The sequence below is a fragment of the Archangium sp. Cb G35 genome (genome assembly GCF_001896145.1).
Classification (GTDB): domain Bacteria; phylum Myxococcota; class Myxococcia; order Myxococcales; family Myxococcaceae; genus Archangium; species Archangium violaceum.
Genome location: NZ_MPOI01000017.1, coordinates 10,001 through 33,245, shown reverse-complemented (window position 1 = coordinate 33,245; position 23,245 = coordinate 10,001). Strand labels below are relative to the sequence as shown.

At 69.6% G+C, this 23,245-nt stretch carries 22 protein-coding genes (1 of these 22 only partly in view); 14 read left to right on the top strand and 8 right to left on the bottom strand.

All coding sequences use genetic code 11. The features are described from left to right. Positions 1–84 precede the first annotated feature (84 nt). Entirely contained in the window at positions 85–1,104 is a 1,020-nt protein-coding gene (locus BO221_RS42355) for an OmpA family protein (RefSeq protein WP_073566624.1), read from the top strand. A 23-nt stretch (positions 1,105–1,127) separates the two neighbouring features. Beyond that, on the top strand, positions 1,128–1,577 hold the full coding sequence (locus tag BO221_RS42350; protein ID WP_073566823.1) for a hypothetical protein: 450 nt from the start codon (positions 1,128–1,130) through the stop codon (positions 1,575–1,577). Positions 1,578–1,597: 20 nt separating this feature from the next. Here the strand turns inward: BO221_RS42350 and BO221_RS42345 are convergent, their stop codons facing one another. From BO221_RS42345 to BO221_RS42330, 4 genes are read right to left on the bottom strand one after another with little or no spacing between them, the layout of a single operon-like run. Then, entirely contained in the window at positions 1,598–2,230 is a 633-nt protein-coding gene (locus BO221_RS42345) for a MarC family protein (protein WP_043409618.1), read from the bottom strand. Between the two features lie 8 nt (positions 2,231–2,238). Next, positions 2,239–2,943: a polyprenol monophosphomannose synthase gene (locus BO221_RS42340; protein WP_073566623.1), complete on the bottom strand. Its 705-nt coding sequence runs from the start codon at positions 2,941–2,943 to the stop codon at positions 2,239–2,241. Positions 2,944–2,982: 39 nt separating this feature from the next. Next, the gene (gene lpxB, locus BO221_RS42335; RefSeq protein WP_073566622.1) at positions 2,983–4,137 is read right to left on the bottom strand and encodes a lipid-A-disaccharide synthase; all 1,155 of its coding nucleotides are present in this window, start codon (positions 4,135–4,137) and stop codon (positions 2,983–2,985) included. Between the two features lie 33 nt (positions 4,138–4,170). Beyond that, positions 4,171–4,779 (bottom strand): hypothetical protein, encoded by a 609-nt coding sequence (locus BO221_RS42330; RefSeq protein ID WP_073566621.1) that lies wholly within the window; start codon positions 4,777–4,779, stop codon positions 4,171–4,173. 109 nt (positions 4,780–4,888) lie between these two features. Here BO221_RS42330 and BO221_RS42325 point away from each other — a divergent pair, with 109 nt between their 5' ends. Further along, positions 4,889–5,413 carry a GNAT family N-acetyltransferase gene (locus BO221_RS42325; RefSeq protein WP_073566620.1) on the top strand — a complete coding sequence of 175 codons (525 nt, stop codon included), beginning with the start codon at positions 4,889–4,891 and terminating at the stop codon, positions 5,411–5,413. A gap of 105 nt (positions 5,414–5,518) precedes the next feature. Continuing rightward, complete coding sequence (locus BO221_RS42320) at positions 5,519–6,142, top strand: DUF2378 family protein (protein WP_073566619.1); 624 nt, start codon at positions 5,519–5,521, stop codon at positions 6,140–6,142. Between the two features lie 3 nt (positions 6,143–6,145). Here BO221_RS42320 and BO221_RS42315 read toward each other — a convergent pair whose 3' ends face one another. Together BO221_RS42315 and BO221_RS42310 are read right to left on the bottom strand one after the other, a co-directional pair. Continuing rightward, positions 6,146–7,774 (bottom strand): aspartate:alanine exchanger family transporter, encoded by a 1,629-nt coding sequence (locus BO221_RS42315; protein WP_073566618.1) that lies wholly within the window; start codon positions 7,772–7,774, stop codon positions 6,146–6,148. Beyond that, a complete protein-coding gene (locus BO221_RS42310; protein ID WP_073566617.1) occupies positions 7,771–8,340 on the bottom strand; it encodes a GNAT family N-acetyltransferase in 570 nt (189 codons plus the stop codon). Before BO221_RS42310 ends, BO221_RS42315 begins: the two co-directional genes overlap by 4 nt. 238 nt (positions 8,341–8,578) lie before the next feature. Here BO221_RS42310 and BO221_RS42305 point away from each other — a divergent pair, with 238 nt between their 5' ends. Genes BO221_RS42305 through BO221_RS42295 form a run of 3 tightly spaced genes read left to right on the top strand, consistent with a single transcriptional unit; the run spans position 8,579 to position 13,408 of the window. Further along, positions 8,579–10,462 carry a DUF4388 domain-containing protein gene (locus BO221_RS42305; RefSeq protein WP_073566822.1) on the top strand — a complete coding sequence of 628 codons (1,884 nt, stop codon included), beginning with the start codon at positions 8,579–8,581 and terminating at the stop codon, positions 10,460–10,462. Between the two features lie 7 nt (positions 10,463–10,469). Next, positions 10,470–12,251, top strand: coding sequence for an ABC transporter ATP-binding protein (locus BO221_RS42300; RefSeq protein ID WP_073566616.1), 1,782 nt, complete (start codon positions 10,470–10,472; stop codon positions 12,249–12,251). Further along, a complete protein-coding gene (locus BO221_RS42295; RefSeq protein ID WP_073566821.1) occupies positions 12,248–13,408 on the top strand; it encodes a PHP domain-containing protein in 1,161 nt (386 codons plus the stop codon). The genes BO221_RS42300 and BO221_RS42295 overlap by 4 nt, the downstream gene beginning before the upstream one ends. A 135-nt stretch (positions 13,409–13,543) precedes the next feature. Here BO221_RS42295 and BO221_RS42290 read toward each other — a convergent pair whose 3' ends face one another. Then, positions 13,544–15,709, bottom strand: a complete 2,166-nt coding sequence (locus tag BO221_RS42290) for a M4 family metallopeptidase (RefSeq protein WP_073566615.1) — start codon at positions 15,707–15,709, stop codon at positions 13,544–13,546. A gap of 236 nt (positions 15,710–15,945) precedes the next feature. On the opposite strand from BO221_RS42290, the gene BO221_RS42285 reads away from it, so the two are divergent. Genes BO221_RS42285 through BO221_RS57730 form a run of 6 tightly spaced genes read left to right on the top strand, consistent with a single transcriptional unit; the run spans position 15,946 to position 21,213 of the window. After that, positions 15,946–17,274, top strand: a complete 1,329-nt coding sequence (locus BO221_RS42285; protein ID WP_073566614.1) for a 3-deoxy-D-manno-octulosonic acid transferase — start codon at positions 15,946–15,948, stop codon at positions 17,272–17,274. A 40-nt stretch (positions 17,275–17,314) separates the two neighbouring features. Beyond that, the gene (locus BO221_RS42280) at positions 17,315–18,337 is read left to right on the top strand and encodes a glycosyltransferase (RefSeq protein WP_073566613.1); all 1,023 of its coding nucleotides are present in this window, start codon (positions 17,315–17,317) and stop codon (positions 18,335–18,337) included. Continuing rightward, a complete protein-coding gene (lpxK, locus tag BO221_RS42275; RefSeq protein ID WP_073566612.1) occupies positions 18,334–19,404 on the top strand; it encodes a tetraacyldisaccharide 4'-kinase in 1,071 nt (356 codons plus the stop codon). The genes BO221_RS42280 and lpxK overlap by 4 nt, the downstream gene beginning before the upstream one ends. A 49-nt stretch (positions 19,405–19,453) precedes the next feature. Beyond that, positions 19,454–20,470 (top strand): bifunctional heptose 7-phosphate kinase/heptose 1-phosphate adenyltransferase, encoded by a 1,017-nt coding sequence (locus BO221_RS42270; protein ID WP_073566611.1) that lies wholly within the window; start codon positions 19,454–19,456, stop codon positions 20,468–20,470. Beyond that, positions 20,467–20,958, top strand: a complete 492-nt coding sequence (locus BO221_RS42265) for an adenylyltransferase/cytidyltransferase family protein (RefSeq protein ID WP_073566610.1) — start codon at positions 20,467–20,469, stop codon at positions 20,956–20,958. Before BO221_RS42270 ends, BO221_RS42265 begins: the two co-directional genes overlap by 4 nt. A 12-nt stretch (positions 20,959–20,970) precedes the next feature. Next, the gene (locus BO221_RS57730) at positions 20,971–21,213 is read left to right on the top strand and encodes a Trm112 family protein (protein WP_073566609.1); all 243 of its coding nucleotides are present in this window, start codon (positions 20,971–20,973) and stop codon (positions 21,211–21,213) included. On the opposite strand, the gene BO221_RS42255 is transcribed toward BO221_RS57730, so the two are convergent. Next, positions 21,202–22,302 (bottom strand): glycosyltransferase family 9 protein, encoded by a 1,101-nt coding sequence (locus BO221_RS42255; protein ID WP_073566820.1) that lies wholly within the window; start codon positions 22,300–22,302, stop codon positions 21,202–21,204. The two genes, BO221_RS57730 and BO221_RS42255, sit on opposite strands and share 12 nt — an antisense overlap. 76 nt (positions 22,303–22,378) lie before the next feature. Between BO221_RS42255 and BO221_RS42250 the strand changes: the two genes are divergently transcribed. After that, positions 22,379–23,245, top strand: the 5' portion of a protein-coding gene (locus tag BO221_RS42250; RefSeq protein WP_073566608.1) for a YicC/YloC family endoribonuclease. 12 nt of this gene lie beyond the right edge of the window; only the first 867 of its 879 coding nucleotides appear in the window; the start codon lies at positions 22,379–22,381; its stop codon lies beyond the right edge, outside the window.

The following is a 23,245-nucleotide window of genomic DNA, read 5'->3' as shown; positions in this document are numbered from 1 at the left end:
ATTCCGTGCTTCCCCCCGGGTCCGCGTTGCACCGAAACACACGCTCCGGCCAGGGTTGGCCTTGTCCGGAGGTCGCCACCCCGCATGAACGTCCGTCTCCTGCTGCTGTGCCTTGCCTTGACCCCGCTGTGCGCGCTCGCGGACGCGGTGCGCGTGTCGCTCCAGCCCCGGGCCGCGGTGGGCAAGGGGCTGCCGGAGCTGCGGGTGCACATCGAGGAGCCCATCGCCGGCTTCGAGCTGAAGCTCGATCGTGGTGACGGCCAGCAGGTGAGGGTGAAGGGTGGAGGCAAGCCGGGGACGACGCGAGCCCTCCCGCTGGAGCAGCCCGAGGGCCGCTTCCATTACGAGGGAGAGCTCGTGGTGCGCTTCCCGGACGCGGAGGAGGCCTCCATCCCCCTGTCCTTCGACGCGGAGCTGCTGGGGCCGTTGAAGATGACGGTGGTGCCGGAGGACGTGGACGTGCCGGGGCGCAAGCTGCGCTTCACGCTGTCCCGGCCCGCGGCGCGCGCGCAGGTGACGGTGCTGATGGACACCGGCAAGACGGCCTTCGACGGCGAGGTGCCCTTCGACGGCGCGCCCGCGGGCCAGCCGCTGGAGGTGACGTGGCCGGAGGCGGAGGGCAAGGTGCTGCGCATCTCGCTCAAGGCCTTCGACACCGCGGACTTCTACACGGGGATGGACCTCTTCCCGTGGCGGGTGGACATCCCGCATGAGGAGGTCAACTTCGCCTCGGGCAAGGCGGACGTGCCGGCGGCGGAGCGGCGGAAGCTGGACGCCAGCCACACGCTCATCGCCGGCGCGGTGACGCGTTACGGCCGCTTCGCGGAGCTGCGCCTCTACATCCTCGGGCACACCGACACGGTGGGGGACACGGACTCCAACCGGAAGCTGTCGCTCGAGCGGGCGCGGATCATCGCCGCGTACCTGCGCAAGCGGGGCCTGAAGTTGCCCATCTTCTACGAGGGCTTCGGCGAGCAGTCCCCGCGCGTGCCCACGCAGGACGAGACGGACGAGGCCGCCAACCGGCGCGCCGAATACATCCTGGCCATCGAGCCTCCGGCCCTGGCCTCCACCCCCTTTCCGCCGCAGTGGCGGAAGCTGTGATGCACCCCAAGGAGAACCGACGGATGAAGCGACTCGTGCTGCCCGCTCTGCTGGCCCTCGCCGCCACTGGCTGCATGCGCTCCAAGGCCTCCCTCATCCGCCCGGACGAGGAGGCCGCCAAGTGTGAGCTGGTCCAGGCGCTGATGCGCGAGCAGGTGCCCCAGCAACTGCTGGCCGGGCTGGCGTCGGACGAGGATGACGCTCCTTCTCAGGTGCTCGTCTTCGTGCGCCGGCCCGAGGAGGCCATGCTGGAGCGGCTCTTCGCGAGCGACGAGCCCACGTGCGGCGGTGCCAACTACAAAGTGGTGCAGAACATCACCACGGACGCGGTGGTGCTCTACCTCCAGCCGCGCGTGGGCGGCTACATCTACGACGCGCAGCGCGCGGCCCCGGACGAGCTGTCCCTGGGCGGCGAGGCCAAGGGCGCGGTGATGAAGAGCGAAGGCGGCGCCTGGGTGTCCTCCAGCATCTGAGCCGCCCGGACCTGCTCTCGCTACCGGAGCAGGTCCTTCCCGCCGTCCGCGATGAACTGCACCGCGATGGCCGCCAGGATGAGGCCCATCACGCGCTCGAGGATGGCCACGCCGGACTGCTTGAGCACGCGCTGCACGAAGCCGGCGGCACGCAGCACGAAGTAGCTCGTCACGAAGGTGATGATGATGGCCAGCAGCACGGGCACGGCGGACAGCAGGCTGTCGCCGCCGCGGGCCATCAGCACCATGGCGGTGGCGATGGCTCCCGGGCCCGCCAGCAGCGGCATCGCCAGCGGCACCAGCGCCACGTCATCCTTGGTCTCACCTTCCGCCTGCTCGGACGGGGTGGTGCGCGTCTCCGAGGGCCGCGCCCGCAGCATGTCCAGCGCGGTGATGAGCAGCAGGATGCCGCCCGCCACCCGGAAGGCGCCCAGCGAGATGCCGAATACCTTGAAGATGACGCCGCCGAAGACGGCGAAGAACACCAGCAGCGAGCACGCCACCACGCACGCCCGCCGCGCGGTGCTGCGGATCTTCTCCTCGGAGTCCCCCGACGTCATCGCCAGGAAGATGGGCACGACTCCGATCGGGTCCACCACGAAGAGGACCGCCGGGAGCGACACGAGAAACAGGGAGAGCTGCTCGGAAAGCATGTGCCCCTCTACACGGTGAGGCGCAGCTTCCACACCATCGTGAGGGCCTCGAGGAAGATCTTCCGGCTCATCTTGGACTGACCGACGCGGCGGTCCTCGAAGACGATGGGAGTTTCCTTCACCGTGAAGCCCTTCTTGAGGGTGCGGTAGGTGAGCTCGATCTGGAAGGCGTAGCCGGTGCTCTGCACCGCCTCCAGGTCGATGCTCTCGAGCACCCGGCGGTTGAAGCACTTGAAGCCGCCGGTCAGGTCCCTCACGTCCACGCCGAGGATGGTGCGCGCGTAGAGCGAGCCGCCCCGGCTGATGATCTTCCGGCCGGTGCCCCAGTTGACGGTGCCGCCGCCGCTCACGTAGCGCGAGCCCAGCACCAGGTCCGCGCCCCCCTGCGCCATGTCCAGCATGTTGGGCAGGTAGCGCGGATCATGGCTGAAGTCCGCGTCCATCTCGATGATGTACTGGTAGCCCGCATCGAGCGCCACGCGGAAGGCATGGAGGTAGGCACGCCCCAATCCCTGCTTCTTCTCGCGGTGCAGGACGCGGATGCGCGGCTCCCTGGCCGCCAGCTCGTCCGCGATCTTCCCCGTGCCATCTGGCGAGTTGTCGTCGACGACGAGGATGTCCACGCGAGGATCGGCCGCGAGCACCGCGCGGGTGATGGGCTCGAGGTTGTCCCGCTCGTTGTAGGTGGGGATGCAGACCAGCGCTGGATTCATCGCGCGGCGGGACATAGCAGAGCGGCGGGGGGTCCGCTGCTAGACTTTTTGGGCGGGGGGGAGCAGCTCCATCACCGACTCGGCGGCGCGGCCGGCGGCCCCGTGCTCTCCCAGCCGCGTGCGGACCTCCTCCAATCCCTGGAGCATCTCCTCGCGTGGTGTGCCTGGCACCCACAAACGGCGGATTTCCCCGGCGATGCGCTCGGGGGTCATGTCACCCTGGAGCAGCTCGGGCACCACCCGGCGGCCGGCGAGCAGGTTGACGAGTGCCACGTGCGCCACCTTCAACATCATCCGGCCCACGAGGTAGGTGACGAGCGAGACGCGGTACACCACCACCATGGGCCGCTGCATCAGCCCGGCCTCCAGGGCCGCGGTGCCCGAGGCGACGATGGCCGCGTCGCTGGCGCCCACCACCTCGGGGGCCCGGCCCTCCACCAGCACCGGTTGCACGCCGCTGCCCTGGAAGCGGGAGAGGATTTCCTCGCGCGGGATGGTGGGGGCCACCGGCACGACGACCTGGAGCCCGGGACGCTCGGACACGAGCTGCTTCGCCGCGCCCACCATGCTGGGGAGGATGCGGCGGATTTCGCTCATGCGGCTGCCCGGCAGCAGGGCGAGCGTGGGCGTCTCCGCGGGCAGGCCGAGCTTCTGGCGGAAGGCGGTGGCACTGGCGGGGGAGGGCACCTGCTCCACCACGGGGCTGCCCACGTAGCGGGCGGCGACACCGGCCTCCCGGTAGAAATCCTCCTCGAAGGGGAGGATGCAGAGCATCCGGTCCACGAGCTTCGCGATCGTCTTCACCCGGCCGCGGCGCCAGGCCCAGATCATCGGCGAGACGTAGTAGGCCACGGGGATGCCGAGCTTCTTGAGGCGGGCGGCGAGCCGGAGGTTGAAGTCGGGGATGTCCACGAGGATGGCGCAGACGGGGCGGCGCTCGGCGGCGGCACGGGCCAGTCCGCCCATCACCTGGAGGATGCGCGGAATCTTGGGCAGCACCTCGGTGATGCCCATGACGTTGACCTCGTGGGCGCCGTAGAGCAGCTCCACTCCCTGGGCGGCCAGACGCGAGCCTCCCATGCCGAAGAAGGTGAGGTCCGGACGGCGGGCCTTGAGGGCGGCGACGAGCTCGGAGGCGTGGGCGTCACCGGACGCCTCGCCGGCCACGACGAGAATCTGGGGGGCGGTGGACATGAGAAGCGGCGCGCATCCTAACCGAAGCGCCGCTCAAGGCCACGTCAGCAGAAGGCCCACACCATTCGGGGCGGGCACCAGCCGCGCCGTGAGCTGCGAGTTCAGGTGCCAGTTGAGTCCCCACAGCACCACGTCGAAGAGCAGCAGGAATCCGCCCTGCAGCAGCAGGCTCTTTCCCCACCCGCGCAGCTGCGCCGAGTCCGTGCGCAGCCCGCGCTCCAGCAGGAAGCCCCCGAAGGCGATGTAGCCTACGTCCAGGCCCGCGTTGAGCAGGAGGAGCTTCTCCATCTTCTGCCCCTCGGCCAGGCCGCGCGCCAGGTCCCATGTCTCCGGCGTGGCGGTGAGCTGCCCGTACAGGCCGAAACCCCCGATGGCCAGGTTCACCACGTTCCAGGCCGCGTTGGCCTGCCAGAAGGCCTTCCGCTCGCCCTCGGTGGTGAAGTGCCCCACGGTCCCCGTCCCGATGTTCAGTACCGCCCAGCCCAGCAGCACGCCCATGGCCGCCTGGTTCAGCCTCACCGCCTCCGTGTTGTGCGTGGCCAGGAAGGCCTCGGGGGTGGCCTCCGCCGCCTGGGCCGCGAAGGACGTACAGAGGAGCAACAGGAGGGCCAGGCTCGTGCGCGAGGCGGAAGGGGAGGGCATCGGGCGGCTCCGGGGTCGAGGGCTCCGCTCGGATGCTCCAGTCGTCCAGGCGTCGCGCGGGACTTCGCCGGAGTAGACGGCACACCCCCGGACGCAGCAGGCTCCCGGTATGGCTCTTCCCAGCGAACCGATCATCCGGACCCTGCTCCCCGCGGAGGCGGCGGCCTTCTGGTCCCTCCGGCTCCGGGCGCTTCGGGATCACCCCGATTGTTTCGCCTCCTCTCCCGAGGAAGAGGAGAACGTCCCCCTCGACGTGGTGCGGGCCCGGCTCGACAGCCAGTCTCCCTCGACGAACCTCGTGCTCGGCGCCTTCGTGGACGACAAGCTGGTGGGGATGACGGGCCTGCGGCGCGACTCCTTCCGCAAGGCGGCGCACAAGGCCCGCATCTGGGGCATGTTCGTCGCCCCCGAGTATCAGTCCCGAGGCATCGGCAGGCGCCTGCTCGAGGCGGCGATCGACGCCGGCAGGAAGATGGGCGGCGTCGAACAGCTCCACCTCGAGGTGGTGGTGGGCAACGGTGCGGCCCGCGCCCTGTACCTCGCCCTGGGTTTCCAGTCCTACGGCGTGGAGAAGCGCGCGTTGCGCGTTGGTGACACGTACGTCGACGAGGAGCTGATGTTTCTCATGCTTTGAGCGGCAGCACCTGTCGCATGGCTGAAGATTCGCTTGTCGGTGCTTCATGACTTCGAGACCCGCTCATGGAAACCTCGCCGGGGTGCACGGATGGGGGGAGGACACATGAACCAGCAAGAGCGGGTAGATGTACCGCGGTTCTCCCGGGAGCACTGGGAGCGCGATTTCTCGCGGCGGATCTCCCTGGCAACGCCGGCCGACACCGCGCGAGGCGTGTTCTGCATCGGCCTGTTGAAGGCGATGGAGGACCTGGGGGGCGCGGAAGCGGCGCGGCAGTGTCTCCAGGCCAGTGGCGAGACGGCTTTCGTGGAGCTCTTCAGCTACCCCATCGCCACCTATCTCCGGATGGCCACCACCGCGGTGCAATTGCTGTCGGCGAGGTACGGGGACATCGAGGAGTCGCTGAGGCAGCTCGGCCGGAGGGCGGCGGCGGATTTCCGGGAGTCCTCGGCGGGCAGGGCCCTGGGGGTGATGCACGGGAGCGACGCACGGCGCCTGCTGGACTGCCTCCCCGTGGTGTACCGGATCGCCTTGAGCTTCGGCATGTACGAGCTGTCATGGGTGGAGCCCGCGCATGCCCGTTTCAAGATGGAGCGCACCTTCATCCCCTATCCGTTCCACGAGGGCGTGCTGCTGGAGCTGCTCGAGAAGACGAAGGTACTCGGGCTGAAGGTGCGGGGCCGCCAGACGTCCGCGCTCGATAGCGAGTACGACATCTGCTGGGGGTGAGGCTCACAGCAGCATCGCCAGCAGCACCTGGGCGAGGATGATCTTGGCCACCGTGGCCAGCGGGTAGACGGTGGTGTAGCCCACGTTGGGCAGATCGTTCTTCGTCTGCTCCAGCGCGAAGCCGAGCACCGCGGGTTGGGTCTGGAGGCCTCCCAGCAGGCCCGTGAGCACGCTCATGGGGATGCCGAGCACCTTGTGGCCGAGCACGAGCGTGGCCAGCGAGACGGTGAAGGTGATGACGCCGCCCGCGACGAGCAGCGAGAGTCCTCCGCCCTGGGTCAGCGTGGAGAAGAAGGCATGGCCGGAGCGGGTGCCCACCCCGGCGAGGAACATCACCAGGCCGATCTGCCGCAGGGTGAGGTTGGCGCTGTAGGGCAGGCCCCAGACGAAGCGGCCCGTGCGTCCCAGCCATCCGAGCACCAGTGCCACCACCAGCGGGCCACCGGCGAAGCCCAGCTTCAGGTCCACGCCGCCGGGCAGGGGAATGGGCACCGCGCCCAGCAGCAGTCCCAGGGCGAGCCCCAGGCTGAAGCTGAGGATGTCGATCTCACTGATGGCCCGGTACGAATCGCCGAGGAAGCGGCTGACCTCATCGAGCCTGTCCCGCCGGGTGAGTACGCGGAGCCGATCGCCCGGCTCGAGCACGGTGTCCTCCTGGGCGAGCATGTCCACGTCGCCGCGCCGCAGCCGGGTGGCCACCGCGCCGAATCGTCCCGGGAGATTCAGTTCCGCCAGCCGCCGCCCGAACACCTCCGGGTTGGAGACGAAGATGCGCCGGTAGTCGAGCACGCTCCGGTCATGCGCCAGCGGCTCCTGGCTCACCTCGCCGAGCCCTGCGGCGACCTCATCCAATTCCCGTGCGGGGCCCACCACCGTGACCAGGTCCCCCGGCTGCAGCCGGGTGGAGAGGTCGGCGATGCTCAGGTGGCCGCCCCGCTGGTGCCGGCCGAAGATCACGTCCCAGCCCAGGCGCTGCATGAGCACGCCCAGGGGCTCCTCGGGCGCGCGGAGCACCTTCACCACCCGTGCCTCGAGCGGCTGGTGGGCGGAGCCGGGCTCGGGGGTGCGCTCGGCTTCGGCGCTGTAGTCCACCTTCCACAGCAACTGCGTGAGGCCGATGGCCAGCAGCACGCCGATGACGCCCAGGGGATAGGAGATGGAATAGCCCACCACCGGATCCGCCAGGGCCTGTGTGTCGTGGGGAGCGCGCAGCTTGAGGAACTCGAGCTCGGCGGCGAGCGCGGGCGTGTTCGTCAGCGAGCCCGCGAACAGTCCTCCCGCGAGCGTGGGCCGCAACCCCAGCAGGCGCTGCGCGGCCAGCGTGAGCCCGAGCCCCAGGGCCAGCATGCCCAGCACGAGCAGGTTGGACTTCAGCCCACGAGGCCCGAAGGAGCGGAAGAAGGACGGGCCGCTGCTCAGGCCGATGGTGTAGACGAAGAGCACCAGACCGAGCAGGTAGATGATCTCCGGCAGCTTGAGGTCGGGGTGCAGCGCGCCGATGCCGATGCCGACGAACAGCACCGCGGCGACACCGAGCGAGCTGCCCGCCACCCGTACGCGTCCCAGCGGGTAGCCGATACCGACCACGACGAACAGCAGCAGGAGCGGGTTGTGGAGGAGGAGCTCGATCATGGGTCGCGGGGACCGTAGCCGGGTGTCGCGTCCAGTGGGAGCACCATGCAGACGCGGCTCGCGGCGGGGAGTCCCGCGCGGGTCTCCTGCTCGCGGATGGCGCGCAGCCCGGGGCCTGGTTCCTCGTCCCGCATGATGCGGAAGCCCCAGCGCTCGTAGTTGGGCGCGTTCCACGGCACGTCCCGGAAGGTGGTGAGCAGCACCGCCGGATGGCCACGCTCGAGCGCCTGGCGCTTCACCACCTCGAAGAGGGCCCGGCCCAGTCCCTGGCGCGCATGGGCCGGGTGCACGTCGATCTCCCCGATGAACATCGCGCCATCCACCTCCTTGCACAGGACGAAGGCCGCGAGGCTCCCCTGTTCCGTGGCGGCCACCCAGACGCCCCCGTGCCGTTGGTACTCCTGGAGCTGCTCGAGCGTCTGCGCGGGCAGCCCGGCGGCGAAGGGATGGGCGGATTGGAGGAACTGCTGCGCGGCGAGGTTCTCGATGTCCGGCAGCGCGGGCAGCTCCTCGGGGCGGGCCCGCCGCAGGGTGTAGCCGCGCCAGGGGGTGGTCTCTGTCTCCATGTCTCGCTCCCGACTTTCCCAGGGTGGGGCTGTCCCCGCACCGATTTCAAGGATCCCGGACTCCTGCACATGGACGGTGGGCGAGGTGCTCTCCCTGAACTCTTTCACTCCGGGAGCGCCCGGTTTCTCCCTGGGCAACCGGGTAAGCGGTTTCCGGGAGGCGGAGGAAGGGGGCCGCGAGCGAGAGAGCACGGATACCCCTGATGCGAGCGGGCCGAATGTGTACACTCGGCGGCCCTTGAAGACGCTTCTTCTGGCCGAGAGCCATCCGCCCACTCTGGAGCACCTGACCGGGTTGCTGTCTCAAGCAGGGTACACCGTGCGAGCGGTGAGTGACCCCGGCTCGGCGATGGAGCACTTCGTCGCCGACAACCCGGACATGGTCGTGGTGTCCGTGGACCTGCCGCGCCTCGAGGGCGCGCACGTGGGCCACCTCATCCGCAACCACAGCCAGGGCGCGCGAGTGCCCATCGTGGCCATCGACAAGGGGCACCTGGGCCGGGCGCGCGGGGTGGCCTCGGTGCTGGACCTCAAGGTGAACGCCTACGTGGCGGACCCGCTCAAGCCCGGCGAGCTGGTGGGCAAGCTCCAGTCGCTGGCGGCCGTGGCCGCGAACTCCGCGGCGCCCCTCAAGGGCGTGCGGGCGCTGCTCTCGCGTCCGGCGGTGGTCAGCGGCGACCTCAAGGGCTTCCCGCTGCCCTCGCTGCTGGTGTCCCTGCACCGGATGCAGCGCGATGGCGTGCTGGTGGTGGCGTACAGGGATCTCACGCGGCGGGTGTTCTTCGCCCGGGGCGGAGCGGTGAACTACGACTCCAGCGCGCGCCAGGACGCCCTGCCCAGTTATCTGCTGCAGCGCAAGGTGGTGACGGAGGCGCAGGCGGAGCGGGTGGTGCAGGCGCTGGGCTCGGGGCTGCGCATTGGCGCGGCGTTGGCGGAGGCGGGGGTGGAGGCGGCGGGCGAGGACCTGCTGCAACTGCTGCGCGACTACACGACGGACCGGCTGGCCCAGGTCATCGGCATGCGCGAGGGCCGCTACGCCTTCTATCCGGGCGACGAGTACCAGGCCGAGGTGGCCACGGTGGAGACGCCGGCGCTGGCGCCGATCCTCGATGGGGCGCGGCGGGCCATTCCGCTCAAGGTGATGGCCGCGCCGCTGCGCGCGCACCAGGCGGAGTTCCCGGTGCGCACGCCCGAGTTCGGCAAGGACCTGGCCGAGCTGGGGCTGAACACGGACGATCTGAAGATCGCCATGCAGGTGAACGGGCGCATCCCGCTGAGGGAGCTGCTGGCGCACGGGCGGGGAGATCTGCGGCGCGGGTACTCGCTGCTGTGGTTCCTCAAGCTGGCGGGCTGCGTGAGCTTCTCGTCCACGCCGGTGGCGGCGGGTCCCGGCGAGGTGGTGGCGGTGCAGGAGTCCATCGCCCCGCGCAAGCGCAAGCCGCTGCCGCCGGAGACGGAGACGAACCTGCGGGACGGCGCGGTGAAGATCATCACCGGCAGCTACTTCCGTTGCCTGGGGCTGGACATCGCCGCGGACAGCGAGGCGGTGGAGCGCGCCTACCACGAGCTCGCCACGCACTTCCATCCGGACAGCTACGCCGAGTTCGACACCTCGGAGATGAAGGACCTGCTGGAGTCGGTGCAGGAGAAGCTGTCGGCGGCGTACCGGGTGTTGTCGGTGGAGGAGAAGCGCAAGGCGTACCTGCAGTACCTGATGTCGCGCATGGACGTGGGGCGCTCCACCACGGTGAACGTGGACGCGGAGATCATCCTGCGGCGCGGAGAGGCGGCGCTGAAGCGCAAGCAGTTCCGCTCGGCGCTCATCCACTTCGAGGAGGCGGTGACGCTCAACCCGCAGGAGCCCGAGTACTACTCGTACCTGGCGTGGGCCACGTTCCTGGCCGGCACGGGGCCGAAGGAGGACCGGGCCAAGGCGGCGCAGAAGGTGTTGCGCAAGGCGCTCTCGCTCAACCCGTACCTGGAGCGGGCGCTCATCATCTCGGCCATCATCGACAGCGAGATGGACGATGCGTCCGGGGCGCGCAAGAAGCTGTTGAAGGTGCTCGAGCTCAATCCCAACGCGAACCTCGCCAAGGCCGCGCTGCGCAAGGTGGGCCGGTGATTTCGTGATGTGGACGTCGTTGAGGCGGTTGCTGGGGTACGCCCGGCCGCACGTGGGGGTGCTGGTGACGGCCTTCGCGTGCATGGCGCTGGTGGGGCTGGCCACGGGCGCGTACGCGTACCTGATGGGCCCGGCGCTGCGTTTCCTGCTGTCGGGAGGCGAGGAGGGCTTTGGTGGCGCGCAGCCGGTGCCGTGGCTGTCGAGCCTGTCTCGCGAGGCCGTGCTTTGGGGCTTCCCGGTGGTGGTGCTGACGGTGGGGGTAGTGAAGGGCGTGGGGTACCTCGGGCAGTTCTATTTCATGGGCCTCTTCGCCCAGAAGGTGGTGGCGGACCTGCGGCGGGAGGTGTTCGTCCGGCTCACCTCGCTGTCGCCCGCGCAGCTGGCGCGCGAGCGGATGGGAGATCTGCTCAGCCGCTTCTCCGCGGACGTGCAGGCGGTGGAGCAGGCGGCCATGTACACCGTGGGCTCGTACCTGAGGGACTCGCTGCAGATCGTGGTGCTGGCGGGCGTGGCGCTGTCCATCAGCCCGATGCTGGGCGGGTTGATGTTGTGCGTGCTGCCGCTGGCGGCGCTGCCGGCCTCGAAGCTGACGCGCAAGGCGCTGAAGGGCACGCGCGAGGGCCAGGTGCAGCTGGGTCACCTCGCGGGGCAGTTGCAGGAGGGACTGGGCGGCATGCGCACCATCCAGGCCTTCAACGGGCAGGCGGCGGAGCTGGCGCGCTTCTCGGCGCACGCGCGGGCGCACGAGGAGGCGCTGGTGCGGGCCGCGTGGGCGCGAGGCGGAGTGCCTGGGGTGATGGAGGTGCTGGCGGCCGCGGCGTTGGCGGGAGCGCTGGCCTACGCGGCGGCTACGCACGCGATGGAGCCCGAGTCGCTGCTGTCGTTCCTCACCGCGGTGGTGCTGGTGTACCAGCCGGTGAAGGACCTGGGCCGGGTGACGCAGTTCGCGATGCAGGCGGGCGCGGCGGGCGAGCGGCTCTTCTCTCTGTTGGACCTGCGCCACCCGGTGGAGGACGTGCCGGGAGCGGTAGAGGCCCCGGCGCTGAAGAAGGGCATCCAGGTGGAGGGCGTGCGTTTCTCGTACGGGGAGCGGCGGGCGCTGGACGGACTGACGCTGGAGCTGCCGGTGGGCAGGGTGGTGGCGCTGGTGGGGCCGAGCGGTGGAGGGAAGAGCACGCTCACCAGCCTGCTGCTGCGCTTCGAGCGGCCCCAGGAGGGCCACCTGTCCTTCGACGGTGTGAACGTGGACGGCTACACGGCGGCGAGCGTGCGGGCGAAGTTCGCGCTGGTGACGCAGGAGCCGTTGCTCTTCTCGGGCAGCGTGCTGGACAACCTGCGGTACGCGAGGCCGGACGCCACGCGCGAGGAGGTGGAGGCGGCGGCGCGGGTGGCGAACGCGGACGGCTTCATCCGGGCGCTTCCCGAGGGCTACGAGACGCGGGTGGGCGAGCGCGGGGTGAAGCTGAGCGGAGGCCAGCGGCAGCGGCTGTGCATCGCGCGGGCGGTGTTGTCGAGGGCGCCGGTGCTGGTGCTGGACGAGGCGACGAGCAGCCTGGATCCGGAGAGTGAGCGCGAGGTGCAGGCGGCGCTGGCGGCGGTGCTGCCGGGGCGGACGGCGCTGGTGATCGCCCATCGCCTGTCGACGGTGGTGGACGCGGACATCATCTGCGTGGTGGAGGCGGGGCGGGTGGTGGAGCGGGGCAGCCACGCGGAGCTGTTGAAGGCGGGAGGCCGCTACGCGGCGTTGTGGGCGCTGCAGACGGCGGCACCGGAGCGGGGAGCGGCGTGAAACCCGCGGTGGTGGTGGGCAAGCTGCTCCGGGCGCTGCTGGGGCTGGTGCTGTTGGTGCTGGGCGTGGCGGGGTTCTTCACCCTGGCGGCCTCGTACGCGGAGTACCCGGTGGTGGCGTCCCAGACGGAGGGGCCGGGTTGGGTGCGAGGGGCCTTCCACGTGCACACGGTGCGCTCGGACGGGCGGGGCACTGTGGAGGAGGTGGCCGCGGCGGCGAAGGCGGCGGGCCTGCACTTCGTGGTGCTCACGGACCACAACGACGTGGCCCCGCGGGAGCCCGCCTTCGTGGACGGGGTATTGATGGTGCCGGGCGTGGAGCTGTCCACGGCACATGGGCACCTCGTGGCGTTCGGCCTGCGGCGTCCGCTGGAGGGCTTCCAGAAGTGGATGGACGGAGGGGAAGCCGAGGCGGCGGTGGAGAAGGCGGGTGGGGTGAGCGTGCTCGCGCACCCGGTGCAGAAACGCAACCCGTGGAGCCACGAGGAGGCGGCGCGGCGGGCGGATGGCTTCGAGCTCTACTCGGCGGACACGTTCTTCCGGGATGCGGTGCGGAATCCGTTCAGCCGGTTGCTGCCGGCGGTGGGGGCATCGTTCGGCAATCCGGTGCACGGGGTGATGCTCCTGGCCGAGCCGGGTCCCGAGCCGATGGAGAAGCTGCTGGCACTCGAGCGGGAGAAGCCGCGGGTGGCGCTGTGCGCGCACGACGCGCACGGTTTGCCGAGGTACGAGGACGTCTTCCGGGCGTTGGCGATGTACCTGCCGGACGTGCGGAAGCTCCCCGAGGACGCGCGGGCCGCGGCGGACCTGGTGGTGAAGGGCCTGGCGGGAGGAGGCGCCGTCTGCGCCTTCCGTGCGTTGGGGGAGCCCGAGGGCTTCACGTTGGAGGGCCTGAAAACGGAGAGACGTGAGGCCCAAGTAGGAGACGTGCTGACGGTGCACCTGCCACCGGGAGCCGGTGAGCGGGTGCGAATCGAGGTCCGAGGGGCGGGGAGGTTGAGACCGGATGGAAGGTCGGTGGAGCTGGTGGAGGAGGGGGCGGTGCAGGTGGAAGCGTGGGTGGAGGCACCGGGACGCTTCTTCGGAAGACAGTGGCGCCCCTGGATATCGCCGAGCCCGGTGAAGGTCCTGCCAGCACAAAAAACCCAGGTCCCCTGACCCAACCTCCCCTCGCCCTCCGGGAGAGGGACGGGGTGAGGGTGCCCGTCCCTGTCCTCCCCGCCGTGACCCCGCAAAGTGAAACGGCCGCCCCCGCGTGAGCGAGAGCGGCCGCCGTGTCACTGTGCGATCAACTCAGTTGTAGTCGGCGCTCAGCGAGAGGTTCTCGTAGCCGCCCTTCGCTCCGAAGACCTTGATGTAGTAGTTGCCGGGGCGAGCGTTGTTGAGGTTGCAGTTCTCGCTGTTGTGCTCCTTCACCTCGCGGCAGTCGTACTCGAAGTGGCTGGGCGCCGAGCCGTGCTGCACGTAGAGGTCCGCGTTGCCCGAGCCGCCGAAGATGCGGATGTGGATGTTGCGGTTGCCGTTGGCGGGAGCGGGGACCTCGAGCTTGTACACCTGCTCGGAGCCGGCCACGCCGGAGAGGCCGTTGAGCTGGATGCCCTTGGTGATGGGGATGTAGCCACCCTTCCAGGTGACCTTCAGCGTCACGCCGGAGTAGGCGCTGAAGCCGTTGAGCATGGCGTACCAGGTGCCCTGGGCCGGAGCGGCGAAGAGGCAGCTCTCCGCGTTGCCGGACTTGTAGGGACGGCAGTCGTACTGGGTGGTGTTCGGCGCGTTGGCGAAGCGCACGTACAGGTCCGCGTCACCCGTGCCACCGGAGATGCTGACCTCCAGATCGGTCGCGCCCTCGGGCACCTGGAAGCTGTAGTACGCCTTGGCGCCGCGGGCGCCGGAGATGTCGGAGATCGGCGTGTTCTTCTCGACCGGGATGCTGACCGGAGGAGGCACGGGCACGCCCACGCCCACGGCCTTCCAGGCGTTGGTCACCGAGGCGATGGTGGCCGCGTCGTAGCCCAGCTGCTGGGCGGCCTGCTCGGTGGCGACCTTGGCCTGCTCGAACGTGGTGCTCGGCGTCATCAGGTCCGCGTTGGCCTTGTAGAAGATGCGCGAGGCCTTCTCGATGCCGATGCCGGCCACGGCCTGGGTCGTCTTCCCCTTCGGGTGCGTACCACCCTCGCTCAGCAGGTAGAAGGCCAGGTTGGAGATACCGGAGCTGTAGTGCACGTCCACGCCCGCGGCGTAGTCCGGGTAGTAGTCCAGCGACGTGCCATCCTGGGTGGGGTTGGCCATGTAGCGCAGGGCGTCGCCCGGGGTGGCCGGCGTCCACACGTCGTCGCCGATGAGCCAGGTGCGCGGGCTGACGACCTTGCCGTCGCCGTACCACTCGCACACGGCGCCGAAGATGTCGGACATGGACTCGTTGAGGCCGCCGGACTCACCCGAGTAGATGAGGTCCGACTCGTTGTCCGTCACGGCGTGGGTCAGCTCGTGGGCGGTCACGTCCAGCGAGTTGGCCAGGTTGGAGGCGGTGACGCCGTCGCCGTCGCCGTACACCATCTGGGTGCCGTCCCAGAAGGCGTTCACGTACTTGACGCGGTGGTGCACGGTGCTGATGAGCGTGGCGCCCGCGTTGTTGATGGAGTCACGGCCGTACAGGCTCTGGTAGCAGTTGTAGACGGTGCCCAGGTGGTCGTAGTTGGTGTTGACGACCGCGTCGGCCACGGGCTCCTGGCCCTCGGAGCGGGTCAGGGTGCCGGGCAGGGTGGACAGCGTCTTGCCGTCGTACAGCCTGCGGTTGAGGCCGGTGTGCACGTGCGGGATGCGCAGCAGCACGGAGCCGTCGGCGGCGTTCACCAGCACCGAGTCGTCCACGGGGGTACCGTCGGCCTGCTCACCGGTCTGGCGGACTTCGTACACCAGCGCGAGCTTGTCGCCGTTGCGGAAGTAGAAGAGCTCCGGCGAGCCGGCGAAGCGGGCGGCCTGGGGGGCCTCGCGGTCCTGCTCGGCGGCGGACAGGGCCGCCTCGGGGGCGATGGAGGCCTTCACCGGGCCCACCAGGTCACCGCGTACGTTGGTGTTGGCCGCGATGATCTTCCCGCCGCGCGCGTGCAGGCGCAGCTCGCCGCCGTAGATGGCCCGGCCGTTGTGGCTCACCGCATAGCGGAAGTGGGTGTCACCCTGCGCATCCGTGTAGGAGCGCTTGAGGGTCAGGTTGCCCGCGTCCAGCTTGAACTGGGGCGCGATGGTGGCGAGCACGGGGCTCAGGTCCGCGGTGAGGCCGGCCTCGGGCAGGGCGCCCAGGTCACCGGTGATGAAACGGGCCACGCCGTCCTTGTCCGCGTCCACCACGTTGTTGCCGAGCGCGGACGCCAACGTCCGGACCGCCCCGGGCTTGTTGTTCTCAGCCGTGCTGCCTTCGGTGCAGGCGCCCATCATCAACGACAGGGCCGCAACTCCCATTACTCCACGGATGCGATTCGCCACTGTGCTGCCTCCTGATCCTTGTGCCTCAAGGATGGAAAACACTGTGCACGAGGGGTCCGACATTTTCAAGGATTGCTGATAAGTTCTGTTTATCCTGTTTTCCCAAATTCTGAGAAAGATTCTGGGTTGAAGGTTTTGGAGGGAAGAGCAGGAAGGGGGATGTGTGCTGTCGGGAGGGGCGGCATCTGGTAGAGGGGCGAGGCCCGGGTGCCATGCGACTGCTCTACGTCCTCGCCAGTTATGTGCTGTTCGCCGTGCTGTTCCCGGTGTTGTCGCTGCACCGCAAGACGCGGCACGGGCTGCGGCAGCGGCTGGGTTTCTACGCGGAGGGCGAGTTGCCCGCGCGGGGGCCGGGGCCGACCATCTGGATGCACGGGGCGAGCGCGGGGGATCTGTTGGCGCTCTCGCCGATGTTCGGACCGTTGAGGGCGCGCTTTCCGGGGTGCCGCATCGTGCTCTCCACGATGACGAACTCGGGCTACATGATGGGGCGCGAGCGGCTGGCGAAGCAGGTGGACGGGGTGGTGTACGCGCCGTACGACCTGTGGGGCGCGACGCGGCGGGCGGTGAAGGAGATTGGCCCGGACCTGCTGGTGCTCGAGTACACGGAGATCTGGCCGAACCTCATCCGCGCGGCGAGCCGGGCGGGAGGGAAGGTGGTGTTGACGAACGGGCGGTTCTCTCCGGCGCAGCAGGGGAAGTACCGGCTGTTCTTCGGGCTGATCGGCAACCCCTTGAGGGACATGGAGCTGTTCCTGATGAGGGGGGAGGACGAGGCGGAGCGGGTATTGGGGTTGGGGGCGCCGGGCGAGCGGGTGTTCGTGACGGGGAACACGAAGTTCGACGCGTTGGCGGTGGCGGATCAGGGGCAGGAGGACGAGACGCTGCGGAGCGCGTTGGGGTTGAAGGTGGGGGAGCGGGTGTGGATCGCCGGGAGCACGCACGAGGGTGAGGAGGAGCACCTGTTGGGGGTGTACCGGCGGTTGTTGGAGGCGCACCCGGACCTGAGGCTGGTGATCGCGCCGAGGTACATCGAGCGAGCGGGGCGGATCGTGGGGTTGGTGAAGGAGGCGGGGCTGAGCGCGGGGTTGCGCTCGAAGGGGAACGAGGAGGGAGGGCAGGTGGTGGTGCTGGACACGATTGGAGAGTTGTCGAGGGCGTACCGGCTGGCGACGCTGGTGTTCGTGGGCGGATCGTTCACGACGAGGGGAGGGCAGAACATCCTGGAGCCGGCGGGGCAGGGGAAGCCGGTGTTGTTCGGTCCGCACATGGAGAACTTCCGGGACAGCGTGCAGGTGTTGGTGGGGAGGGGAGGCATCCAGGTGAAGGATGGGGAGCAGCTGTACCGGGTGATGACGGAGCTGTTGGCGAAGCCGGAGACGGTGGGTTCGCTGGGGGAGTTGGCGAGGGCGACGGTGAGACAGATATCGGGAGCGAGCCAGCGCAACGTGGAGCATATGGCGAACGCCCTGGCGAAGAAGCATCACCCCGTGCCCCCCAATCCCAATCACCCCTCGCCCTCCGGGAGAGGGACGGGGTGAGGGTGCCCGTCACCGTGCTGGCCTCCGGAGGAAACCAGCGATGAAAATCCTGCACCTGCTCGCGAGTCCATTCTGGAGTGGCCCCGCGGAGAACGTGGCGTTGCTGGCGTTGGCGCAGCGCGAAGCGGGGCACGAGGTCACGGTGGCGGTGGATCGCCGGCGGACGGAGGTGAGCTCGGAGGAGCCGGGAGCGCCGAGGTTCGAGGCCTTGGGTCTGTTGGACGAGGGAGGGCTGGAGCTCTCGGTGAAGTCGCCGCCGTGGAAGGTGTGGGGAGACACGAGGCGGCTGAGGCGGATGCAAGTGGACGTGGTGCACGCGCACTTCACGCACGATCACCTGGTGGCGCGTTGGGGAAGGCCGGGGGGCGCGGTGTTGATCCGCTCGGTGCATGCGCCGAGGTCGCTGCGGGCCTCGCTGCCGGCGGCGGATGCGTACACGGTGCCCTCGTCATCGCTCATCACGAAGCTGGTGGGGAAGAGGGTGAGGGTGCTGCCGCCGCTGGTGGATCCGCTGTTCCGTCCCGCGGAGGACCGAGAGGAACTCCGGAGGGAGCTGGGACTGAAGGGGGAGCCGCTGGTGGGAATGGTGTCGACGTTCCAGGCCTCGAGGAGACATGAGCTGGCGGTGGAGGCCTTCGCGAGGTTGCGCCAGAAGAAGGCGGGAGGGCGGCTGGTGTTGGTGGGGGATGGAGGGTTGGTGGAGCCGGTGCGCGAGCAGGTGAGGAGGCTGGGGTTGGAGGAAGGGGTGACGTTCGCGGGGTACCAGAAGGGCGAGGCGTTCGTGCGCTGGCTGAGGGCGCTGGACGAGGTCTGGGTGTTGGGGTTGGGGAACGACTGGAGCGCGAGGGCGGCGGCGCAGGCGAGGGCGTGTGGAGTCCGGGTAGTGGCGGTGGACGAGGGGAACCTGCCGTCGCTGGCGGACGTGCTGGTGGAGGAGTTGACGCCAGAAGCGGTGGTGGCGGCGTCGGAGTCGGGAGCGAGGGCGCTGGTGGAGCACCCGAGCAACGCGAGTATCGCCGCGGACGTGCTGGCGCTCTACGAGCAGGCGAGGGCGGAGCGGTGAGCGAGGGCGCCCCGAAATCACAGGCGCCGACGGCGATCGAGCGGGTCTTCTACCCGGAGAAGCCGGAGCCGTGGAGCCGGAGGGCGGCGTTGGCACCGCTGGAGGTACTGGCGTGGGGCTACGGAGCGGGGGTGAGGCTGAGGGGAGCGCTCTATGACGCGGGGGTGCTGCGAGGCGAGCGGGTGGAGGGGCTGCGGGTGGTCTCGGTGGGCAACCTGAACGTGGGAGGGACGGGGAAGACGCCGGCGGTGCTGTACCTGGCGGAGTTGTTGGTGCGGGAGGGGAGGAGGGTGGGCATCCTGACGCGAGGGTATGGGCGGAGCTCGAAGGAGCCGTTGAGCTTCACGGGAGCGGGGCCGTTGCCCTCGGTGGAGGAGGCGGGGGACGAGCCGTTGTTGCTGGCGCGCCGGTGTCCGGAGGCGAGGGTGCTGGTGGGTGCGGATCGGCGGACGCTGGCGCGCCGGGCGAGGGACGAGTTCGGGTTGGAGGTGGTGCTGCTCGACGACGGCTTCCAGCACCGGAAGCTGGCGAGGGACGAGGACGTGGTGGTGGTGGACGAAGCGGTGGGTTTCGGCAATGGCCGGATGTTGCCGCGAGGCCCATTGCGCGAGCCGCTCACGGGACTTCGCCGGGCGACGCTCTTCTGGGTGCGAGCCGCGGCGGTGCCCGGGCCGGAGCTGCCACCTCTATTGGCGCCATGCGTGAGGACGCGTTACCGGCCCACGGCCTGGGTGGATCCAGCGGGAGGGCTCCACCCGGTGGAGGCGCTGTCGGGGCAGCCGGTGTTGGCACTGGCGGGACTTGCCCGGCCGGGGGGATTCCTGAGGACGCTGGGGGAGTTGGGGGCGGACGTTCGGGGGACGGCCTTCTTTCCGGACCACCATCGCTTCAGCGAGCGGGAGCTCCACGAGGTGAGCAGCCGGGCGGCGGGCCTGGGCGCGCGGGTGGTGACGACGGAGAAGGACCGGGTGCGGCTGCCCGGAGGCTTCGAGACGTGGACGGTGAGGCTTGGGGTGGATGTGCTCGAGGGCGAGTCGCACCTCCGGCGGGCGCTCGGGCTCGGGTAGGAAAAGGTCGGCTTGTGGAAGGGGAGTTGCTGTGGGACAACGCGCCGCCATGGCTGCCGTGTTGCCCGCCCGAGTGACTGCTTCCCCCTTGGCCCAGTATGCGTTGGCCTTCGCGCGCCGGAGGGTGCTGCTGGTGGGGGACCTGGTCGCGGACCATTACATCTACGGCCAGACGGACCGGGTGAGCCGGGAGGCGCCGGTGCTGATCGTGCGTCACGAATCCTCGGAGGTGAAGCTGGGAGGCGGGGCGAACGTGGCGGCGAACGTGCGTTCGCTGTCGGGCCGGGTGACGGCGGTGGGGCTGTTGGGCGCGGACGAGATGGGGAAGGCGTTGCGGAAGCTGTTCGCCGAAGCGGGGATCGAGCTGAGCGCGGTGAGTGCGAAGGGCGTGGAGACGGAGACGAAGACGCGCATCCTGGCGGGAGGGGTGAACACGACGCGGCAGCAGATGTTGAGGCTGGATCGAGGGCAGCGGGGGCCGTTGCCGCCGAAGCTGAGACGCGCGTTGGTGAAGAGGGTGGAGGAGGCGGCGAAGGACGCGGACGCGGTGGTGGTGTCGGACTATGGAGCGGGGGTGGTGGGGGAGGAGATGAGGGAGGCGTTGAGGAGGCTGGCGGCGGAAGGGCTGCCGGTGTGCGTGGACAGCCGCTACAGCCTGTCGGCGTTCACGGGGGTGACGGTGTGCAAGCCCAACGAGCCGGAGCTGCACTCGCTGGTGGGGAGGCCGTTGAGGACGGAGGCGGAGCTGCTGGAGGCGGGGCACGAGGTGGTGAAGCGGCTGAAGTGCCAGGCGCTATTGGTGACGAGGGGCCGGCACGGGATGGCGCTCTTCGATGCGAAGGGCGGGCTGGACGTGATTCCGGTGCATGGGGCGAAGGAGGCGGTGGACGTGACGGGAGCGGGGGACACGGTGATCGCGGCCTTTTCGCTCGGGCTGGCGGCGGGAGGGAGCTTCGGGGACGCGGCGAGACTGGCGAACGTGGCGGGAGCGTTGGCGGTGCAGAAGCCGGGGACGGCGACGGTGGCGCGGGACGAGCTGTTGGGCGAGCTGAGGAGTGCGCGGTGAGGACGTTGGACAAGGTGCAGCGGTTGGCGGAGGTGGTGGAGCAGCGTGAGCGCTGGAGGGCGGAGGGGAAGACGGTGGCGTTGGCCAACGGGGTATTCGATCTGCTCCACGTCGGGCACGTGCGTTACCTGGAGGGTGCGAAGGAGTTGGCGGACTGCCTGGTGGTGGCGGTGAATTCGGACGCCTCGACGAGGGCGTACAAGGGGCCGGGCCGGCCGCACATTCCCGAGGGGGAGAGGGCGGAGATGGTGGCGGCGCTGGCGTGTACGGATCGGGTGATGGTGTTCGACGAGCCGAACGTGAGGAACATCATCCGGGCGTTGAAGCCGGACGTGCACGTGAAGGGGACGGACTACACGCCGGACACGATTCCCGAGGGTGACGAGGTGAGGGCCTACGGAGGACGGGTGGCGGTGGCGGGGGATCCGAAGAATCACAGCACGACGGAGCTCGCGCAGCGGCTGCAAGCGGAGCGAGGGACGAAGTAGGGGAGGGGAGGAATGAATCTCCCGGACTGGCTGCTCGCGACACTGGCGTGCCCGAGCTGCAAGGGCCCGCTCACAATTTCCCCTCTCCCCCCGGGAGAGGGACGGGGTGAGGGTATCCGCCCCTCGGGTTCTCCTCCCGGGAGCACCACTCCGTCCGAGCTGTGCTGCGCCACCTGTGCCCGCGCGTACCCCATCCGTGACGGAGTGCCGGTGTTACTCCCCGAGGAATCGCGCCCACTGAGCTCAGGAAGCTGAAGTCCGTACCGGGACTCCTGAGGCGAAGGCGCTCACCTCTTCGAAGACACGAGCGGGCAGATCTCCCCCGGAGTCGACGACGGGGGTGAGGTCGACCATGCGATGGGGTGGGAGAGGATGTCCCCAGCGGGCCATGTCCATGCGGAAGAAGAGTCCGAGGGTGGGGGCACCGACGGCGACGGACAGGTGCATGGGACCGGTGTTGTTGCAGACGGTGAGGCCGGCGGAGCGCATGAGGGCCGCGAGCTCGTCGATGTTGGTAGGAGGGGCGAGCTGGGAGCCTGGGGCGGAGGCGACGACGGAGCGGGCGAGTTCCTCCTCACCGGGGCCCCAGGTGACGATGGGAGTGCGCCCGGAGGCGATCAATGCCCGGGCCGCGGCGGCGAAGGCCTCGGGAGGGATGCGTCTCCAACCCAGTCTCCCACCGGGGTTGACCACGGCGCGGGGCGAACTGGAGCCAGCGTCGAGCCATGAGCGGAACGAGTCACTGACCTGGGGAGGCCGGAAGGACATCGCCTCACGGGGCGCGCCGGGAACGAGGGGGGAGAGCAGGTGCACGCGTTGGAGCACCTCGCGGGTCGTATCTTCCCGAGCGGGGACGGAGAGCGAGTGGAGATACCGGACGGGCCACTGGTGGGGGCCGATGACGATGGCGCGAGGCCCCACGAGCCGGGAGATGAGGGCGGAGGTAACGGAGGGAGTGGACCAGTTGGAGCAGTCGACGACGACGTCATAGTGCTCGCGCCGGAGGGCGCGGATGCCGGGGGCGAGGGCGCCGAGCCAGAGGAGACGCCGGTCGAAGGGGATGATGCGGTCCGCCTCGGGGTGGCCAGCGAGGACGCGGGCGACCTTCGAGTGGACGAGGACATGGACCGCTGGAGGTTGGGATGCCGCCTTGAGGGTGGAGAGGAGAGGGGTGGTGAGGAGGGCCTCCCCCACCCGGTTGTCGAGCCGGACGAGGAGGATGCGCCGGGGGGAGGGGAGGGGGGTTCCGGGCATCCGCCGCCGGCCGGGACGCCAGAGGAGGGCGGAAGCCACCAGAGCGAGTGCCAGCTTCGCCCACAACTCGAGCCGCTTGTGCCAGACCATCGGGGGGCGGACCATAGCAGAGAGGATTCGCGCAGGTGGCTTGACCTGTTGGCCGGAAGCGCCTAGCAAGCCGCCAATGCTGAAGAGCATGACTGGATTCGGAGCGGGGCGCGCGCGGGTGCGCGACGAGGAGTTTTCCGTCGAGCTGCGCTCGCTCAACCACAAGTTCTGCGAGGTGAAGGCGCGGGTGCCGCGGGAGTTGGCGGCGCTGGAGGCGGCGCTGGTGAAGCAGGTGAAGGACCGGCTCGCGCGCGGCTCGGTGGAGGTCTTCATCAAGAGGCAGACGGTGACTGCGGCCGGGACGGTGCCGGTGGTGGACATCGGACTGGCGCGGGAGTACTCGCGGGCCTACCGCCAGGTAGCCGAGGCGCTCGGGATGATGGCCGAGGTGTCCTGGACGCATGTGGCCAACCAGCCGGGGGTGATGCGGCTGGAGGAGCGGGGGATGGACGTGGAGGCGGCCACGCAGGCGGTGCAGGAGGCGCTGGCCCAGGCCCTGAGCGCGCTGGAGCAGATGCGCCAGGTGGAGGGCGAGGCCATCCGTGCGGATCTGGAGGCCCGGCTCGGACTCATCGAGCGGTGGAGCCAGGAAGTGGCCCAGATGGCGCCGAAGTCGGTGGAGGACTACCGCCATCGGCTGGCCGAGCGCGTGGCCGAGCTGGCGCGAGGCATCTCCGTGGACGAGCAGCGGCTCGCCCAGGAGGTGGCCATCTTCGCCGAGCGGACGGACATCGCCGAGGAGATGACGCGGCTGGCGAGCCACCTCGAGCAGTTCCGTCATCTCATGGCGGGAAGCGAGCCGTCGGGCCGCCGCATGGACTTCCTCGTGCAGGAGATGCACCGGGAGGTGAACACCACGGGCTCGAAGAGCCAGCACGCGGAGATCTCCTCGCGCGTGGTGTCGATGAAGGCAGAAGTCGAGCGAATCCGCGAACAGGTCCAG